Consider the following 17350-nt stretch of genomic DNA (forward strand, 5'->3'; position numbering starts at 1 on the left):
AACTATTGATTGCTGCTGCGTTCTATCTCCTTGGATCTTTTGGATCCAACTCGCTGCTCAAAAACACCAAGCCACTCCCAGAAGCGGCTGATAAACCCGTGACCACATGATGAGGTGCCACCATGTCTGATCAAGATCAAGACAACCCCCGGCGTGACTTTTTGCGCAAATCCTTGACCTTGATCCCGGTGGTCACGGTTGCCAGCACCGGCCTTGGCGGTTCGATGCTGATGGCGACGCCTGAACCCGTCCAGGCTGCGCCTGCCAAGCCTGTGGCTGACGAAAAAGCCTACGAGCCGACTTACTTCACGGCCGAGGAATGGGCGTTTATCAACGCCGCCGTCGAGCGTTTGATCCCCGCTGACGCCCAAGGCCCGGGTGCCCTGGAAGCCGGTGCGCCGGAATACATCGACCGCCAGATGAATACGCCGTATGCCAGCGGAGCCCTGTGGTTCATGCAAGGCCCTTTCAACGCCGATGCGCCGCCGGAAATGGGTTGGCAGAGCAAATTGGTCCCCAAGGAGATCTACCGCTTGGGTATTGCCGCGACGGATGCCTGGTCGAAGGCGTTCAACGGTAAGGTTTTTGCTGCGCAAGACAGCGCTACCCGAGACGATATGTTGCGCCGCCTGGAGGCTGGCGGAGGCGAAGTTGCTGCGCATTTCGAGGCGGTGCCGCCGAAGATATTCTTCAATCTGTTGCTGCAAAACACCAAGGAAGGGTTCTTCTGCGACCCGATTCACGGCGGCAACAAAGGCATGGTCGGCTGGACCATGATCGGCTTCCCCGGCGCCCGCGCCGATTTCATGGACTGGGTGGAACGCAACGAGCAGTACCCCTTCCCGGCCGTTTCAATCCGTGGCGAGAGGGCATAAGCGTGGCGACCATCATGAAGAAAGTGGATGCAGTGATCGTAGGCTTCGGCTGGACCGGCGCGATCATGGCCAAGGAACTGACGGAAGCAGGTCTCAACGTGGTCGCGCTGGAGCGCGGCCCGATGCAGGACACTTACCCGGACGGCAACTATCCCCAGGTCATCGACGAATTGACCTACAGCGTGCGTAAGAAACTCTTCCAGGACATCTCCAAAGAGACGGTGACCATTCGCCACAGCGTGAATGACGTTGCCCTGCCTAACCGTCAGTTAGGTGCGTTTTTGCCGGGCAATGGCGTGGGGGGCGCGGGCCTGCACTGGTCGGGCGTGCATTTCCGGGTCGACCCGATCGAGCTGCGTATGCGCAGCCATTACGAAGAGCGCTACGGCAAACAGTTCATTCCCAAGGACATGACCATCCAGGACTTCGGCGTCAGCTATGAAGAGCTGGAGCCGTTTTTCGACTACGCGGAAAAAGTCTTCGGCACCTCCGGCCAAGCCTGGACCGTGAAAGGTCAGCGAGTAGGCGAAGGCCGTGGCGGCAACCCGTATGCACCGGATCGCTCCAACCCGTTCCCACTGGAAGCGCAGAAGAACACCGTCTCCGCACAGCTGTTTCAGAAAGCGGCTGCCAGCGTGGGTTACAAACCCTACAACCTGCCGTCAGCCAATACATCGGGGCCTTACACCAACCCCTACGGCGCGCAGATGGGCCCGTGCAACTTCTGTGGCTTCTGCAGTGGCTACGTGTGCTACATGTATTCCAAGGCTTCGCCGAACGTGAACATCCTGCCGGCGCTGCGCCAGGTGCCGAACTTTGAGCTGCGGCCCAATTCCCACGTGCTCAAGGTCAACCTCGACAGCACCAAGAGCAAGGCCACCGGCGTGACGTATATCGACGCCCAGGGTCGCGAATGCGAGCAGCCGGCGGACCTGGTGATTCTCGGTGCCTTCCAGTTTCACAACGTGCGCTTGATGTTGTTGTCGGGCATCGGCAAGCCCTACGACCCGATTACCAATGAGGGCGTGGTGGGCAGGAACTTCGCCTACCAGAACATGGCGACCATCAAGGCGTTCTTCGACAAGGACACCCACACCAACAACTTCATCGGTGCGGGCGGTAATGGCGTGGCCATCGATGACTTCAACGCCGATAACTTCGACCACGGGCCTCACGGCTTCGTGGGCGGTTCGCCGATGTGGGTCAACCAGGCCGGCAGCCGACCGATTGCCGGCACCTCCAACCCGCCGGGTACCCCGGCCTGGGGCAGCGCGTGGAAGCGCGCCACCGCCGATTACTACACCCACCAAGTGTCGATGGATGCCCATGGCGCCCATCAATCCTACCGGGGCAACTACTTGGATCTGGACCCGGTTTACCGCGATGCCTACGGCCTGCCGCTGCTGCGGATGACGTTCGATTGGCAGGAAAACGACATCAAGATGAACCGCTTCATGGTCGAGAAAATGGGCAAGGTCGCTGAGGCGATGAACCCCAAGGCGATTGCCGTGCTTGGCAAAAAGGTCGGTGAACACTTCAACACGGCGTCCTACCAGACCACCCACCTCAATGGCGGCGCGATCATGGGCACCGACCCGAAAACCAGTGCGTTGAACCGTTACCTGCAGTGCTGGGATGTACACAACGTGTTTGTCCCAGGCGCCTCCGCGTTCCCACAAGGCTTGGGCTACAACCCTACCGGCTTGGTGGCGGCGCTGACCTATTGGTCGGCCCGTGCGATCCGCGAGCAGTACCTGAAAAACCCCGGCCCACTGGTTCAGGCATAAGGAGCGATGACCATGAAAGCACTTGTTATCGCGACCTTCGCCCTGTTCAGCAGCTGCTCGGTGAGCGCCGCTGAAACCGACTTGATCAAGCAAGGGGAATACCTGGCCCGCGCCGGTGACTGCGTGGCCTGCCACACCGCCAAGGGCGGCAAACCCTTTGCCGGCGGGCTGCCGATGGAAACCCCCATCGGTGTGATCTATTCCACCAATATCACCCCGCACAAGACCGGCCTGGGCGACTACAGCTTCGAAGACTTCGACAAGGCCGTGCGCCATGGCGTCGCCAAGAGCGGTAGTACGCTTTACCCGGCAATGCCCTACCCGTCTTACGCACGCGTCAGTGACAGCGATATGCAGGCGTTGTACGCCTATTTCATGAAGGGTGTTGAGCCGGTCGCCCAGGAGAACAAGGACAGCGATATTCCCTGGCCCTTGAGCATGCGTTGGCCGCTGGCGGCGTGGCGATGGATGTTTGCCCCGTCTGTCGAAGAGCATCCGGTGCAGGCCGCTGCCGATCCGGTGATCAGCCGTGGCGCTTACCTGGTGGAAGGCCTCGGCCACTGCGGCGCGTGCCATACGCCACGGGCGTTGACCATGCAGGAAAAAGCCCTGAGCGCCACTGACGGCAACGCCTTCCTGTCCGGCAGCGCGCCACTGGAAGGCTGGATTGCCAAGAGCCTGCGCGGTGACCACAAGGACGGCCTCGGCAGTTGGAGCGAGGAGCAATTGGTGCAATTTCTCAAGACCGGTCGCAGTGATCGCAGTGCGGTGTTTGGTGGCATGAGCGATGTTGTCGTCCACAGCATGCAGTACATGTCGGAAAATGACCTGACGGCTATCGCCCGTTACCTCAAGAGCCTGCCGGCGGTGGACCCCAAGGATCAGCCGCACCCGTACGACAAGCAGGTAGCGGATGCCCTGTGGAAAGGCGATGACCGCCAGCGCGGCGCCTCGGTGTATATCGACAACTGCGCCGCCTGCCACCGTACCGATGGCCATGGTTATACACGCGTGTTCCCGGCGTTGGCGGGCAACCCGGTGTTGCAGACGGCGGATGCCACATCGTTGATCAACCTCGTGTTGAACGGCGGTACTCTGCCGGCTACCCACGCGGCGCCGTCGACGTTCACCATGCCGGCGTTCGCCTGGCGCCTGTCTGACCAGGAGGTGGCCGACGTGGTCAGTTTCATCCGGGGTAGCTGGGGCAATAAAGGCGCGCCGGTGACCGCCAGCGACGTGGAGAACCTGCGCCAGAACGACATGCGTACCACCTCCGGCGATGACCTGGGACAAGTGACGCAAAAGCACTGATCCCTCCCTGGCCGCCAAACGGCACTGGTCAGAAACCTCGCGCCTCGATACTGTATATAAAAACAGTATCGAGGCGCTTTCATGTCTACTCCGCTGCCACCCCGAGGCCGGGGCACGGCCACCAACCTGCACAACCGCTTTGCGCCCACTGTCAGCGTGGCCGAAGACGACGGCTGGTTCCAGGAAGTGCCGCCGACCCAGGGCACCGAAGTGCGCATCGAAACGGCCAAGACCATCATCACCCGCAACAACTCGCCGGACTTGCCGTTTGATCGGTCGATCAACCCCTACCGTGGCTGCGAGCACGGCTGCATCTACTGCTATGCCCGGCCCAGCCATGCCTATTGGGACATGTCGCCGGGGTTGGATTTCGAAACCAAACTGATCGCCAAGACCAACGCTGCCGAGGTGCTGGAGCAGCAACTGTCAAAGCCGGGCTACGTGTGTGCGCCGATCAACCTCGGTTCCAATACCGACCCGTACCAGCCGATCGAGCGCGAGTACACCATCACCCGGCAAACCCTGGAAGTGCTGCTGCGTTATCGCCACCCGGTGACCATCATCACTAAGGGTTCACTGATTTTGCGCGACCTGGACCTGCTCACCGAGCTGGCCCGCCAGCGACTGGTGGCCGTGATGATCAGCCTCACCAGCCTGGATGATGAACTCAAGCGCATCCTCGAGCCACGCACGGCGGCGCCCAAGGCGCGGTTGCGGGCGATTCGGGTGATGCGTGACGCCGGGATCCCAGTGGGCGTGCTGTGCTCGCCGATGATCCCGATGATCAACGACAGTGAATTGGAAAGCCTGTTAACCGAAGCCCATGCCGCAGGCGCGCAAAGTGCCGCATACATGATGCTGCGGCTGCCGCTGGAGGTGGCGCCGTTGTTCGAGGAGTGGCTGGCGGCGCATTACCCGCAACGCGCGGCCCACGTGATGAGCCTGGTGCGTCAGGTGCGCGGCGGTGAGGTTTACGACAGCCGCTTCGGCGTGCGCATGCGTGGCGAAGGGCCGTTTGCCGATTTGCTGGCGCAGCGCTTCAGCAAGGCGATCAAGCGCCTGGGGCTCAACCGGCGGGAAGGCTTCAATCTCGATTGCAGCGCCTTTTGTCCACCGGGCAGGCAGATGGCTTTGTTGTAGACTGAAGAGGTAAAAGGCGACATCCCTGTGGGAATGGTCGCGTTTTGATATCACTGAAAGCCGCGAGATAGAGCGGTTCATTCAGTTTGAGTTAAGTTTCGACGGTTACCTTGTTCAGCGAGTGACTGATGAGTCGGCGGCCCGGTTTGTAGCGTTTACAACTATTGCCTTGGCCTGACGTCGAACTGAGCTGAAAACTCCCCCTGCATTAATCAAGAGGATGAATCATGAGTGACAAGGATAAACAGCCGTTGGCTGCGTCGGCTTCTGCCTCTCCGGTGGCTGAAACCGCCGATGCAGCGCTGCAGCATATCGTTGACGGCTTTTTGCATTTCCATCACGACGTCTTCCCACAGCAGGAAGAACTCTTCAAGAAACTCGCCACGGCGCAGAGCCCACGGGCGATGTTTATCACCTGCGCGGACTCGCGCATCGTGCCTGAGCTGATTACCCAAAGCTCACCGGGCGACCTGTTCGTAACGCGTAACGTCGGCAACGTTGTGCCGCCATACGGCCAGATGAACGGCGGTGTTTCCACGGCCATCGAGTACGCGGTTCTCGCCTTGGGTGTGCAGCACATCATCGTCTGCGGGCACTCCGATTGCGGCGCTATGCGGGCGGTCCTCAATCCCGCCAGCCTGGAGAAAATGCCGACGGTAAGGGCCTGGCTGCGGCACGCCGAGGTCGCCAAGTCCATGGTCGAGGACAACTGCGACTGCGCCAATGAAGGCGAAAGCATGAAGGTGCTGACCGAAGAAAACGTCATCGCCCAACTGCAGCATTTGCGTACCCACCCTTCCGTGGCCTCGCGCATGGCCAATGGTCAACTGTTTATCCACGGTTGGATCTACAACATCGAGACCAGCGAAATCCGCGCCTACGATGCCGACCAGTCGGCGTTCCGACCGTTGGGCGGCGAAGGGCCAATTCCTTCCGCGACGCCTAAAGCGCGCTTCTAAAACACTTCCCTGCCGGGTAAAGCGGTGGCTGCCATGGACGCAGCCAGGCTTTACCGCGCCCGGTAAATGCCTCGGGAGAGTCATCATGCGTGCTGCTCAATTGAAAGCTGTAATACCTCGAGAGCTACTCGCCTCGGTGGTCGTGTTTCTGGTCGCCCTGCCCCTGTGCATGGGCATTGCAATCGCTTCCGGCATGCCGCCGGCCAAGGGCCTGATCACTGGGATCATCGGGGGCCTGGTGGTGGGTTGGCTGGCCGGCTCGCCGTTGCAGGTCAGCGGCCCGGCGGCGGGTCTGGCGGTGTTGGTGTTCGAGCTGGTGCGCCAGCATGGGATGATGATGCTTGGGCCGATCCTGCTGCTGGCAGGCTTCCTGCAGCTGGTGGCCGGGCGTCTGCGCCTGGGTTGCTGGTTCCGCGTCACGGCGCCGGCAGTGGTGTATGGCATGCTGGCGGGCATTGGCGTGCTGATCGTGTTATCGCAGATACACGTGATGCTCGATGGCGCGCCCAAGCCTTCGGGTCTGGATAACCTGGCGGGTTTCCCGGCGGCGTTGGCCGAGGCGATCCCGACCTTGGGTGGCGGCTTGGGCTGGCAGGCAGGATTGCTCGGTTTGTCGACGATGCTGGTGATGTACGTCTGGGATAAATTCCGCCCGCAGAAGCTGCGCTTTGTGCCCGGCGCCTTGCTGGGTGTGGGGCTGACCACCGTCGTCAGCCTGGTGCTGGCATTGCAGGTCAAGCGTGTGGAAGTCCCGGAGAACCTTGCCGATGCCATCGATTGGCTGCGCCCCAGTGATCTGCTGAACCTTGCCGATCCGCAGTTGCTGATTGCGGCCTTCGCCGTGGCGTTTATCGCGAGTGCCGAGACGTTGCTTTCCGCCGCCGCGGTAGACCGCATGCACAGCGGGCAGCGTTCCGATTTCGATAAGGAATTGTCTGCTCAAGGTGTAGGCAACATGCTGTGCGGCCTGGTAGGTGCACTGCCGATGACCGGTGTGATCGTGCGCAGCTCGGCCAACGTACAGGCCGGTGCTACCACCCGCCTGTCGGCGATGTTCCACGGTGTGTGGCTGTTGGGCTTTGTATTGCTGCTGTCGAGTGTGTTGCAAAGCATTCCGGTGGCGAGCCTGGCCGGCGTGCTGGTGTACACCGGGATCAAGCTGGTCGACATCAAGGCGTTCAAAGCCCTCGGGCGCTATGGGCGGATGCCGATGTTTACGTATGCGGCGACGGCTTTGGCGATCATCTTTACCGACCTGCTGACCGGCGTTCTGGTGGGCTTCGGGTTGACGCTGGTCAAGCTGGCGCTCAAGGCGTCACGGCTTAAGGTCAGCTTGATCGACTTGCCCCAGGACGGTGAGATGGAGCTGCGTCTGATCGGTGCGGCGACCTTTCTGAAAGTGCCGGCGTTGACCCAGGTATTGTCGACGGTGCCTGCGGGAAGCACTGTGCATGTGCCGCTCAATAACTTGAGCTATATCGACCATTCCTGCCTGGAGTTGCTGGAGGAGTGGGGACGGGCGAATGCGGCGAAGGGTTCAAGGCTGGTGATCGAGGCGCGTGGGTTGAAGCGCCGGTTGGAAGGTCGGGTGAGGACGACGACCGGGATAGGTTCGGCGGCTTCTACTGGCTGACGAAACCGGATAAAAATGTGGGAGGGGGCTTGCCACCTCCCACATTTGGTTCGCGTCAGACTGAAAGTTTAAGCCGGCTGATCCAACGCCAACTCAACCCCCAACTGCCGCGACAGGCACGGCCAGCGCTTCCACGCCGCTTCCGTGTCCGGGCTCTTCAGTTGCTCGCGATAGGCCTCGACCGACTCCAGCGCAAAGCTCTCTTCGTTGAGCATTTCATCCACCGCGTGGTGCACCGCTTCATCCAGCTGGTTGGCAAACGCTTCGCCGATCAGTTGATGGGCGATGACATTGGCCACGGTGGTATCCGCCGGAATCAACGGCTGACCGAAATGCTTGATATACAGATCGTTTACTTCTTCCACCAGGCGATGAGCCAGGTAAGCCTCGTCCAGCAGGCCATCGAGCCCTTCATGGCCGGCCAGGATAGCGGGTGGTTGCAGGAAAAAATGCTCGGCGATCTTCAGCACCGGCTTGATCTGGCTTTCGATACCGGCCTCGCGGGCCACATCGTTGGCGGCGTCCAGCAACTCCGGGACGAGGTCGATGTAGGCGGTCACAAAGCGGGCCATGACAATGTTGCGATCACCGTCAGCCAGGGCGATGGCCGAATGCAGGTGCGGCAATTGTTTTTCCAGTTGCTGGGCCAGCTGGCCCGTGCTGGCTTCGTGTTGATGGGCACGGGAAATCTGCTCGCGCAATGCGGCGGTGTTCATGAAGGCTCCAGTCATGCAGGCGTAGGAATAGGGAGAGGATAAGGTAGCTCGTTTATACGAGCGCCTCAGACGCATTTGTCATAATTATTTCATGGTTATGCGCGGGCGTTATATCGAATCGCGATAGATAACGGGATAAACGATTCCGCCGCCTATTTCATTAGCCTGAAACACCTCATTTTTGCTCATTTACCCCTACACATTGCGGGGTTGCAGAGCGTGTCTATACTCGGATTTGTACGCGATTAGCTGATGACGCCAGACTGCATAAGCAGGCAAGGCTAAGCGGTTGTAAGCAGTATGGAAGCCGCTCCCTTCGACGCAGGTGCATACCGGCGGGATAACAAGAACGATAAGGGGAACCCGCAATGATGCGACATCCACACGTTTGGATGGGCCTCCTGTTGTGGTCGGTATTCGGCCAGGCGCACGCCGCCTGGACAACGAATATGGCGCCAGGGGCGACAGAAGTCAGTCACGCTGTGTTTGACCTGCACATGACCATTTTCTGGATCTGTGTGGTGATCGGCATCATCGTGTTTGGCGCGATGTTCTGGTCGATGATTGTTCATCGCCGGTCCACGGGGCAGGTTGCGGCCAAGTTCCACGAGAGCACCACCGTGGAGATTCTCTGGACCGTCGTGCCGTTGTTGATCCTGATCGCGATGGCCATTCCGGCAACCAAGACCCTGATCAATATCTACGACAGCAGTGAGTCGGATATCGATATCCAGGTCACCGGCTATCAATGGAAGTGGCATTACAAATACCTGGGCCAGGATGTGGAGTTCTTCAGCAACCTGGCCACGCCCGCCGAGCAGATCCACAACCAGGCCACCAAAGGCGAACACTACCTGCTGGAAGTCGACCAGCCGCTGGTGTTGCCGGTGGGGGCCAAGGTGCGCTTTCTGGTGACCGCCGCCGACGTGATCCACTCCTGGTGGGTACCGGCGTTTGCGGTCAAGCGCGACGCCATCCCAGGCTTTGTCAACGAGGCTTGGACCCGCGTAGAGAAGCCTGGCATCTACCGTGGCCAGTGCGCCGAATTGTGCGGCAAAGACCACGGTTTCATGCCCATCGTGGTCGAGGTCAAGTCCAAGGCCGACTACGAAACCTGGCTGGGCGAGCGCAAGGAAGAGGCCGCCAAGCTCAAGGAGCTGACCTCTAAAGAGTGGACGCTGGAAGAGCTGGTAGCCCGTGGCGACAAGGTCTACCACACCACGTGCGTGGCCTGTCACCAGGCCGAAGGCCAGGGCCTGCCACCGATGTTCCCGGCACTCAAGGGCTCGAAAATTGCCACCGGACCGAAGGAAGGCCACCTGAGCCTCGTCTACCACGGCAAGCCCGGCACCGCGATGGCGGCCTTCGGCAAGCAGCTTTCGGAAGTGGATATCGCCGCCGTAGTGACCTACGAGCGCAATGCCTGGGGCAACAACAAAGGCGACATGGTCACGCCTAAAGACGTGCTGGCCATCAAGCAGGCGGAAAGCAAATGACCTATTCCAAGGCGTTTACCTCGACCCGCCCCGCCCACTTGCTTGCAGGAGAACGGCCATGAGCGCTGTGATCGATGACCATGGTCACGCCGACCATGCCCACGGCCCCGCGAAGGGCTTGATGCGCTGGGTGCTGACCACCAACCACAAAGACATCGGCACCCTGTACCTCTGGTTTGCCTTCTCCATGTTCCTGCTCGGCGGCTCGTTCGCCATGGTGATCCGGGCCGAGCTGTTCCAGCCCGGCCTGCAGATTGTCGAGCCGGCGTTTTTCAACCAGATGACCACGATGCACGGCCTGATCATGGTGTTCGGCGCGGTGATGCCGGCGTTCGTCGGCCTGGCCAACTGGATGATCCCATTGATGATCGGCGCGCCCGACATGGCCCTGCCGCGCATGAACAACTTCAGCTTCTGGCTGCTGCCGGCGGCGTTCCTGCTGCTGGTCTCGACGCTTTTCACGCCGGGCGGCGGGCCGAACTTCGGCTGGACGTTCTACGCCCCGCTCTCCACTACCTACGCGCCGGAAAGCGTGACGTTCTTCATCTTTGCGATCCACCTGATGGGCATCAGTTCGATCATGGGCGCGATCAACGTGGTCGCGACCATCCTCAACCTGCGCGCACCCGGCATGACATTGATGAAAATGCCGCTGTTCGTCTGGACCTGGCTGATCACTGCGTTCCTGCTGATCGCGGTGATGCCGGTGCTGGCCGGTTGCGTGACCATGATGCTGATGGACATCCACTTCGGCACCAGCTTCTTCAGTGCGGCCGGCGGCGGTGATCCGGTGCTGTTCCAGCATGTGTTCTGGTTCTTCGGCCACCCCGAGGTGTACATCATGATTCTGCCGGCCTTCGGCGCCGTCAGCTCGATCATCCCGACCTTTTCGCGCAAGCCGCTGTTTGGCTACACCTCGATGGTCTACGCCACGGCGAGCATCGCGTTCCTCTCGTTCATCGTGTGGGCGCACCATATGTTCGTGGTCGGCATTCCGTTGGTGGGCGAGTTGTTCTTCATGTACGCCACCCTGCTGATCGCCGTCCCGACAGGGGTGAAGGTCTTCAACTGGGTCAGTACCATGTGGCAGGGCTCGCTGACCTTCGAGACGCCCATGCTGTTCGCCGTGGCCTTCGTGATTCTGTTCACCATCGGCGGGTTTTCCGGGCTGATGCTGGCGATTGCGCCAGCGGACTTCCAGTATCACGACACCTACTTCGTGGTGGCGCACTTCCATTACGTACTGGTGCCCGGCGCGATCTTCGGCATCTTCGCGTCGGCCTACTATTGGCTGCCGAAATGGACCGGCCACATGTACGACGAAACCCTGGGCAAGCTGCACTTCTGGCTGTCTTTCGTGGGCATGAACATGGCGTTTTTCCCGATGCACTTCGTCGGGCTGGCGGGCATGCCGCGGCGGGTGCCGGACTACAACCTGCAATTCGCCGACTTCAACATGGTTTCGTCGATTGGCGCCTTCATGTTTGGTGCTACGCAGATCTTCTTCCTGTTCATCGTGATCAAGTGCATCCGTGGCGGCGCGCCTGCGCCGGCCAAACCGTGGGATGGCGCCGAAGGCCTGGAGTGGAGCATCCCCTCGCCTGCGCCGTACCACACCTTCACGACGCCGCCGGAGGTCAAATGAACACGCCTTGGCACTGCGTACACGGCCAATGTGGGAGGGGGCTTGCCCCCGATGGCGGTGTGTCAGCCGACATCATTATTGGCTGTAAAACAGCTATCGGGGGCAAGCCCCCTCCCACAATGGCCTCATTCACATTGGGTGGGCGTCATGGCTGAATCCTTGCCGATCAAGCGCCTGGTCACCCGCCTGCTGATCCTGGTGGTGGCAATGTTCGCCTTCGGCTTTGCGCTGGTGCCGATCTACGACGTGATGTGCAAGGCGTTCGGCATCAACGGCAAGACGGCCGGGCAGTACGAGGGGTCGCAGGTGGTGGACCCAACGCGCCAGGTGCGTGTGCAATTTTTGTCCACCAACGCCATCGACATGGTCTGGGATTTCTACGCCAAGGCTGACGAAGTGGTGGTCAACCCAGGCGCGGTGACCGAGATGTTGTTCGTGGCCTACAACCCCACTGACAAACCCATGACCGCACAGGCCGTACCGAGTATTTCCCCGGCCGAAGCGGCGATGTATTTCCACAAGACCGAGTGCTTTTGCTTCACCCAGCAAGTGCTGCAGCCAGGCCAGCGTATCGAGATGCCAGTGCGCTTCATTGTCGACCGTGACATGCCCAAGGATGTGAAGCATTTGACCCTGGCGTACACGCTGTTTGATATCACTGCGCGCCAACCGCCGGTGGCTGTGCACACCGGGGGCTAGCTACTGTTTGCCCGCTCAATCAGGAGAGCGAATACATGTCGACTCATGATACGTACTACGTACCAGCGCAAAGCAAATGGCCGATAATTGCCACGATTGGCATGCTGGTCACCGTGTACGGCCTGGCCGTGTGGTTCAACGACCTGAAGGCGGCGCGCCCGGAATCCCACGGCCCGTGGATCTTTTTCATCGGTGGCCTGCTGGTGGCCTACATGATGTTTGGCTGGTTCGGCGCGGTGATCAAGGAAAGCCGCGCCGGTTTGTACAGTTCGCAGATGGACCGCTCGTTCCGCTGGGGCATGACGTGGTTCATCTTTTCCGAAGTGATGTTCTTTATCGCATTCTTTGGTGCGCTGTTTTATGTACGGCACATGTCCGGCCCTTGGCTGGGCGGCGAAGGGCATAAGGGCATTGCGCACATGCTGTGGCCGAATTTCGAATTTGCGTGGCCGTTGCTGAACAACCCCGATCCGAAAATGTACCCCGCGCCGGAAGGCACCATCAGCCCTTGGGGCCTGCCGCTGGTCAATACCATCCTGCTGGTGAGTTCCAGCGTGACCATCACCATCGCCCACCATGCGCTGCGCAAAGGCCATCGCGGTGCGCTGAAGATCTGGCTGGCGATCACGGTGCTGCTGGGCCTGGCATTCCTGGGGTTCCAGGCTGAGGAATACATCCACGCTTATAAAGAGCTGGGCCTGACCTTGGGCTCGGGCGTATACGGCGCAACCTTCTTCATGCTCACCGGATTTCACGGCGCCCACGTCACCATCGGCACGATCATTCTGTTCGTGATGCTGATGCGCATCCTTAAGGGGCATTTCAATGCCGAGCACCAGTTTGGATTCGAGGCGGCCAGTTGGTATTGGCACTTTGTGGATGTGGTGTGGATCGGGCTGTTTTTCTTCGTCTATGTGCTGTGAAGCGGTTTACCACGGCGCATGAGAAACCAGTTGGCCGCTGAAAAAGCCCCAGGTGATCAACGCCAGGGTAATCACGGCCAGTACGACACGCACGGTCAGGGCGGTGACGAGGCGATTGGAGTTGCCCTCGTCCTTGACCAGGAAGAACAAGCCACTGAACAGACTCACAACGGTCGCGATCAGCATCAGGGCAATGGCGGCTTTGAGCATGGTCGGGCTCCAATGGGATGGGCGGGCAATGAAAACAAGTATAGCCAGCGCCGCAAAACGCTTTCGTCCAGGGATCACACCCACCTTAGTGGTGCTGGTGTTGCTGCCGTTGATGGTGGGGCTGGGGTTCTGGCAGCTGTCTCGCGGCCATGAAAAGCAGCTGCTGGTGGACAGTTACACCGAGCGCCGCGCAGCGGATCCGATCAGCGGTGCGCAACTCAACGATATGCCTGACCCGGCCTTTCGCCGTGTGCGGCTGCGCGGACAATTCGATGCCGAACACAGCGTTTTCCTCGATAACCGCACGCGAGACGGCAAGGCCGGCGTTGAACTGCTGCAACCCTTCCACGACCAGGCCAGCGGCCTGTGGCTGTTGCTCAATCGTGGTTGGCTGCCCTGGCCGGATCGGCGCACGCCACCGGTCTTCAGCACCCCTGAGCAACCTGTGAACCTGGATGCCTGGGTCTACGTCGCCCCCGGCGAAACCTTCCAGCTGCACGCCGACCCGGCGGGCGCGCAGTGGCCGCGCCTGCTGACGGCGCTGCACCCGGCCGCGTTGTGGACGGAGCTGGGACGCAGCGGTTTCGCCTACGAGCTGCGGGCCGAAGCCGGCCCCGGCACCTACGAAACCACTTGGCCGATCGTGGCCATGGGGCCGGAAAAACACCTGGCGTACGCCGTGCAGTGGTTCGCCATGTCGCTGGCCCTGCTGGCGCTTTACCTCTACCTCGGATGGCACAACAAAAAGGAGAAGCCCCATGGGAGCGGCCATGAATCCACTCAACATGTCTGAAGTGCCTGATCGGCGCAAAGGCCGTTGGCAGTTGATCCTGATCCTGATGATGGTGATCGGTCCGATGGCGCTGGCGACCTTCATGTACAAGCTGCAGTTCTGGGTGCCGGACAGCCGCAGTTACCATGGCGAAATGATCGGCAACGGCCAGACCCGCGCCGACATCGGCGTGCAGGCTGATGAACAGCGTTGGCAACTGCTGGTGACCGCGCCCGCCGCTTGCGCCGCGGATTGCCAGCAACTGGTGTACCTCGCGCGGCAATTGCAGATTGGCCTGGGGCGCGATGCCTCCCGCGCCAGCCATGCCTTGGCCAGTGCTCAGCCGCTGGGCAGCGACTATGACGCCAAGCTCAAGGCCGAGTACCCGCAACTGCAACGTTACCCGCTGGACCTCTCGACCTTCAGCAAAAATGCCGGTGCGCCGGGAGATGCGCAGCTATGGATCGTCGATCCCCACGGCAACCTGGTGTTGCGCTACGACACCAAGGTCAAGGGCAAGGACTTGCTCAACGACCTGCGCCACCTGCTGAAACTGTCCAACATCGGATAAGGGCATCGTCATGGCCAAACCTGGATTTCGCCTCGCGCTGTTTGCCACCTTGCTGGCGCTGATTGTCGTGCTGCTCGGCGCCTATACCCGCCTGACTCACGCCGGACTTGGCTGCCCGGACTGGCCCGGCTGCTACGGCTTTATCAGCGTGCCCAAGACCGAAGCCCAATTGGCCCATGCCGAGCTGCACTTCCCTGATACGCCGGTGGAAGCGGACAAGGGCTGGGCCGAGATGACGCATCGCTACTTTGCCGGCACCTTGGGCTTGCTGATCGTATTGCTGGCCGCGCGCTCGTGGGGCCATCGGCGCGATCCGGGGCAGCCGGTGAAATTGCCGCTGTTCGTGCTGGTGGTGGTGTTCGCGCAGGCGGCGTTTGGCATGTGGACGGTGACGCTGAAGCTGTGGCCGCAGGTGGTGACGGGACATTTACTCGGCGGCTTTGCGACCTTGAGCCTGCTGTTCCTGCTGACCCTGCGCCTGTCCGGGGTGTTGCCCGCCTTGATCGTGCCCAAGCGCCTGCAGTATTGGGCAACCGCCGGCCTGGTGCTGGTGATCGGCCAGATTGCGTTGGGCGGCTGGGTCAGTTCGAACTACGCGGCGGTGGCCTGTATTGATTTGCCGACCTGTCATGGCGAGTGGTGGCCGGCAGCGGATTTTGCCAATGGCTTTCATCTCACCCAGCACATCGGCCCCAACTACCTGGGCGGGCAGCTGGACAGCGAGGCGCGCACCGCCATCCACCTCACCCATCGTATGGGCGCCGTCATCGTCAGCCTGGTGCTGTTCGGCCTGGCCTGGCAATTACGCGCGGTCGGCATGACGCGATTGGCCGGCTTGCTGCTGATCGCCTTGGCGGCGCAAATCTGCCTGGGCCTGAGCAACGTGTACTTCCATCTGCCGCTGCCGGTTGCGGTAGGGCATAACGCCGGCGGTGCGGCCTTGCTGCTGACGCTGGTACTGGTTAACTACCACGCCCGCACCAGCCTGGTCCGGGTGCGCAACCAGCTGCCGTTCGGCTGGCGCTTTATCCCGCGCAAACACGTATCGGGCCTCATCACCCTTAAAGGAGAGATGCCATGGCGACCTTGATCGGCGCGCGCCACCGCCAGGCGATCTGGCGAGACTATTTGGAGCTGACCAAGCCGAAGGTGGTGGTGCTGATGCTCATCACTTCGCTGGTGGGGATGTTCCTGGCGACCCGCGCCGGCGTGCCGTGGACGGTGCTGGTGTTTGGCAACCTGGGGATCGCCCTGTGTGCGGGTGGTGCCGCGGCGGTCAACCATGTGGTGGATCGGCGCATCGACGCGGTGATGGCGCGCACTCACAAGCGGCCGTTGGCGGAGGGCCGTGTGTCGCCGCTGGCGGCATTGGCGTTTGCATTGTTTCTGGCGGTTGCAGGATTGGCGCTGCTGCTGGCGTTCACCAACCCGCTGGCGGCCTGGTTGACGCTGGCCTCGTTGCTGGGTTATGCGGTGATCTACACCGGCTTTCTCAAGCGTGCCACGCCGCAAAACATCGTGATCGGTGGGCTAGCCGGAGCCGCGCCGCCGCTGTTGGGCTGGGTTGCCGTCACCGGCCACATCAGCGCCGAACCCTTGCTGCTGGTGCTGATCATCTTCGCCTGGACCCCGCCGCACTTCTGGGCCCTGGCCATTCACCGCAAGGAGGAATACGCCAAGGCCGATATCCCGATGCTGCCGGTCACCCATGGCGAGCATTACACCAAGGTGCATATCCTGCTTTATACCTTCGCCCTGCTGGCGGTGAGCCTGATGCCCTATGTCATTCATATGAGCGGCCTGCTGTACCTCGCGTGTGCGCTGGTATTGGGCGGGCGCTTTCTGCAATGGGCCTGGGTGCTGTACCGTGGCGCTCAGCCGCACGCGGCGATCAACACCTTCAAGTACTCTATCTGGTACTTGCTGCTGCTGTTCATCGCCCTGCTCGTAGACCACTACCTACTGTTGAACCTATGACTCGAACTCAAAAAACTGTCTTTATCCTGGTGGCCATTGTCGCGTTGATCATGGGCCTGACCGTCAACAAAGTGCTGAGTGGCAAAGGCCAGGGCGATCCCACCGCCTTGATCGACGCCGGCATCATCCTGCTGCCGCAAAGTCGCCAGCTGCCGCCGGTAACCATGACCAATCAGGAAGGGCAGCCGGTGGTGGTCAATGAGTTGAAAGGCAAGTGGAGCTTGTTGTTCTTCGGCTACACCTTCTGCCCGGACATCTGCCCGACCACCCTCGCCCAGCTGCGCCAGATCAAGAGCGAACTGCCCAAGGACGTTGTGGATAAGCTGCAGGTGATCCTGGTCAGCGTCGACCCGAACCGCGATACGCCGACCCAGCTCAAGCAGTACCTGGGCTACTTCGACCCGCAGTTCCAGGGCCTGACCGGCGCGAATGTGGAGGATGTGCAGAAGGTCTCGAATGCCGTGAGCATTCCGTTCATACCTGCCGATACCAGCAAGCCGAACTACACCGTCGACCACAGCGGCAACCTGGCGCTGATCGGGCCGGATGGGACGCAGCGCGGGTTTATTCGTGCGCCGTTGAATAACCAGAAGCTGGTGGCGCAGTTGCCGGGGTTGTTAAAGCGCAACTAACAGG

The 17350-nt window shown here is 60.9% G+C and carries 17 protein-coding genes; 15 read left to right on the top strand and 2 right to left on the bottom strand.

Features of this window, described 5'->3' with window-relative positions:
* Positions 1 to 122: 122 nt before the first annotated feature.
* The 6 genes from BM403_RS22250 (at position 123) to BM403_RS22275 (ending at position 7705) form a co-directional block, all read left to right on the top strand.
* Positions 123 to 875, top strand: coding sequence for a gluconate 2-dehydrogenase subunit 3 family protein (locus tag BM403_RS22250; protein ID WP_012721496.1), 753 nt, complete (start codon positions 123 to 125; stop codon positions 873 to 875).
* A gap of 2 nt (positions 876 to 877) precedes the next feature.
* Entirely contained in the window at positions 878 to 2662 is a 1785-nt protein-coding gene (locus BM403_RS22255; protein ID WP_012721497.1) for a GMC family oxidoreductase, read from the top strand.
* Positions 2663 to 2674: 12 nt separating this feature from the next.
* Entirely contained in the window at positions 2675 to 3973 is a 1299-nt protein-coding gene (locus BM403_RS22260) for a cytochrome c (protein ID WP_093544852.1), read from the top strand.
* A gap of 81 nt (positions 3974 to 4054) precedes the next feature.
* Entirely contained in the window at positions 4055 to 5113 is a 1059-nt protein-coding gene (locus tag BM403_RS22265) for a PA0069 family radical SAM protein (RefSeq protein WP_093544855.1), read from the top strand.
* A 227-nt stretch (positions 5114 to 5340) separates the two neighbouring features.
* Positions 5341 to 6072, top strand: coding sequence for a carbonic anhydrase (locus tag BM403_RS22270; RefSeq protein ID WP_043204601.1), 732 nt, complete (start codon positions 5341 to 5343; stop codon positions 6070 to 6072).
* 85 nt (positions 6073 to 6157) lie between these two features.
* Positions 6158 to 7705 carry a SulP family inorganic anion transporter gene (locus BM403_RS22275; protein ID WP_012721501.1) on the top strand — a complete coding sequence of 516 codons (1548 nt, stop codon included), beginning with the start codon at positions 6158 to 6160 and terminating at the stop codon, positions 7703 to 7705.
* A 68-nt stretch (positions 7706 to 7773) separates the two neighbouring features.
* Here the strand turns inward: BM403_RS22275 and BM403_RS22280 are convergent, their stop codons facing one another.
* The gene (locus BM403_RS22280; RefSeq protein ID WP_012721502.1) at positions 7774 to 8421 is read right to left on the bottom strand and encodes a hypothetical protein; all 648 of its coding nucleotides are present in this window, start codon (positions 8419 to 8421) and stop codon (positions 7774 to 7776) included.
* A 368-nt stretch (positions 8422 to 8789) separates the two neighbouring features.
* Between BM403_RS22280 and coxB the strand changes: the two genes are divergently transcribed.
* The 4 genes from coxB (at position 8790) to BM403_RS22300 (ending at position 13184) form a co-directional block, all read left to right on the top strand.
* On the top strand, positions 8790 to 9917 hold the full coding sequence (gene coxB / locus BM403_RS22285; RefSeq protein WP_012721503.1) for a cytochrome c oxidase subunit II: 1128 nt from the start codon (positions 8790 to 8792) through the stop codon (positions 9915 to 9917).
* Positions 9918 to 9975: 58 nt separating this feature from the next.
* Positions 9976 to 11562: a cytochrome c oxidase subunit I gene (ctaD, locus tag BM403_RS22290; protein WP_012721504.1), complete on the top strand. Its 1587-nt coding sequence runs from the start codon at positions 9976 to 9978 to the stop codon at positions 11560 to 11562.
* A 147-nt stretch (positions 11563 to 11709) separates the two neighbouring features.
* Positions 11710 to 12261: a cytochrome c oxidase assembly protein gene (locus BM403_RS22295; protein WP_043204603.1), complete on the top strand. Its 552-nt coding sequence runs from the start codon at positions 11710 to 11712 to the stop codon at positions 12259 to 12261.
* Between the two features lie 35 nt (positions 12262 to 12296).
* A complete protein-coding gene (locus BM403_RS22300; RefSeq protein WP_012721506.1) occupies positions 12297 to 13184 on the top strand; it encodes a cytochrome c oxidase subunit 3 in 888 nt (295 codons plus the stop codon).
* 6 nt (positions 13185 to 13190) lie between these two features.
* On the opposite strand, the gene BM403_RS22305 is transcribed toward BM403_RS22300, so the two are convergent.
* Positions 13191 to 13394: a twin transmembrane helix small protein gene (locus BM403_RS22305; protein ID WP_012721507.1), complete on the bottom strand. Its 204-nt coding sequence runs from the start codon at positions 13392 to 13394 to the stop codon at positions 13191 to 13193.
* A 28-nt stretch (positions 13395 to 13422) separates the two neighbouring features.
* Here BM403_RS22305 and BM403_RS22310 point away from each other — a divergent pair, with 28 nt between their 5' ends.
* From BM403_RS22310 to BM403_RS22330, 5 genes are read left to right on the top strand one after another with little or no spacing between them, the layout of a single operon-like run.
* A complete protein-coding gene (locus BM403_RS22310; protein WP_093544917.1) occupies positions 13423 to 14187 on the top strand; it encodes an SURF1 family protein in 765 nt (254 codons plus the stop codon).
* Positions 14153 to 14737, top strand: coding sequence for a hypothetical protein (locus BM403_RS22315; protein ID WP_093544858.1), 585 nt, complete (start codon positions 14153 to 14155; stop codon positions 14735 to 14737). The genes BM403_RS22310 and BM403_RS22315 overlap by 35 nt, the downstream gene beginning before the upstream one ends.
* Before the next feature lie 10 nt (positions 14738 to 14747).
* Positions 14748 to 15827 (top strand): COX15/CtaA family protein, encoded by a 1080-nt coding sequence (locus tag BM403_RS22320; protein WP_093544860.1) that lies wholly within the window; start codon positions 14748 to 14750, stop codon positions 15825 to 15827.
* Complete coding sequence (gene cyoE, locus BM403_RS22325; RefSeq protein ID WP_012721511.1) at positions 15815 to 16714, top strand: heme o synthase; 900 nt, start codon at positions 15815 to 15817, stop codon at positions 16712 to 16714. Before BM403_RS22320 ends, cyoE begins: the two co-directional genes overlap by 13 nt.
* Positions 16711 to 17346 (top strand): SCO family protein, encoded by a 636-nt coding sequence (locus BM403_RS22330; RefSeq protein ID WP_012721512.1) that lies wholly within the window; start codon positions 16711 to 16713, stop codon positions 17344 to 17346. The genes cyoE and BM403_RS22330 overlap by 4 nt, the downstream gene beginning before the upstream one ends.
* The last annotated feature ends 4 nt before the right edge of the window (positions 17347 to 17350 follow it).

The organism is Pseudomonas sp. OV546 (genome assembly GCF_900116845.1).
Taxonomy (GTDB): domain Bacteria; phylum Pseudomonadota; class Gammaproteobacteria; order Pseudomonadales; family Pseudomonadaceae; genus Aquipseudomonas; species Aquipseudomonas petroselini.

Bases quoted from the DNA above. Each gene is read 5' to 3' on its own strand.
- BM403_RS22310 (WP_093544917.1), top strand. From the start codon at position 13,423: ATGAAAACAAGTATAGCCAGCGCCGCAAAACGCTTTCGTCCAGGGATC.
- BM403_RS22250 (WP_012721496.1), top strand. From the start codon at position 123: ATGTCTGATCAAGATCAAGACAACCCCCGGCGTGACTTTTTGCGCAAA.
- coxB (WP_012721503.1), top strand. From the start codon at position 8,790: ATGATGCGACATCCACACGTTTGGATGGGCCTCCTGTTGTGGTCGGTA.
- BM403_RS22330 (WP_012721512.1), top strand. From the start codon at position 16,711: ATGACTCGAACTCAAAAAACTGTCTTTATCCTGGTGGCCATTGTCGCG.
- BM403_RS22305 (WP_012721507.1), bottom strand. From the start codon at position 13,394: ATGCTCAAAGCCGCCATTGCCCTGATGCTGATCGCGACCGTTGTGAGT.
- BM403_RS22295 (WP_043204603.1), top strand. From the start codon at position 11,710: ATGGCTGAATCCTTGCCGATCAAGCGCCTGGTCACCCGCCTGCTGATC.
- BM403_RS22320 (WP_093544860.1), top strand. From the start codon at position 14,748: ATGGCCAAACCTGGATTTCGCCTCGCGCTGTTTGCCACCTTGCTGGCG.
- BM403_RS22265 (WP_093544855.1), top strand. From the start codon at position 4,055: ATGTCTACTCCGCTGCCACCCCGAGGCCGGGGCACGGCCACCAACCTG.
- ctaD (WP_012721504.1), top strand. From the start codon at position 9,976: ATGAGCGCTGTGATCGATGACCATGGTCACGCCGACCATGCCCACGGC.
- cyoE (WP_012721511.1), top strand. From the start codon at position 15,815: ATGGCGACCTTGATCGGCGCGCGCCACCGCCAGGCGATCTGGCGAGAC.
- BM403_RS22260 (WP_093544852.1), top strand. From the start codon at position 2,675: ATGAAAGCACTTGTTATCGCGACCTTCGCCCTGTTCAGCAGCTGCTCG.
- BM403_RS22270 (WP_043204601.1), top strand. From the start codon at position 5,341: ATGAGTGACAAGGATAAACAGCCGTTGGCTGCGTCGGCTTCTGCCTCT.
- BM403_RS22280 (WP_012721502.1), bottom strand. From the start codon at position 8,421: ATGAACACCGCCGCATTGCGCGAGCAGATTTCCCGTGCCCATCAACAC.
- BM403_RS22300 (WP_012721506.1), top strand. From the start codon at position 12,297: ATGTCGACTCATGATACGTACTACGTACCAGCGCAAAGCAAATGGCCG.
- BM403_RS22275 (WP_012721501.1), top strand. From the start codon at position 6,158: ATGCGTGCTGCTCAATTGAAAGCTGTAATACCTCGAGAGCTACTCGCC.
- BM403_RS22315 (WP_093544858.1), top strand. From the start codon at position 14,153: ATGGGAGCGGCCATGAATCCACTCAACATGTCTGAAGTGCCTGATCGG.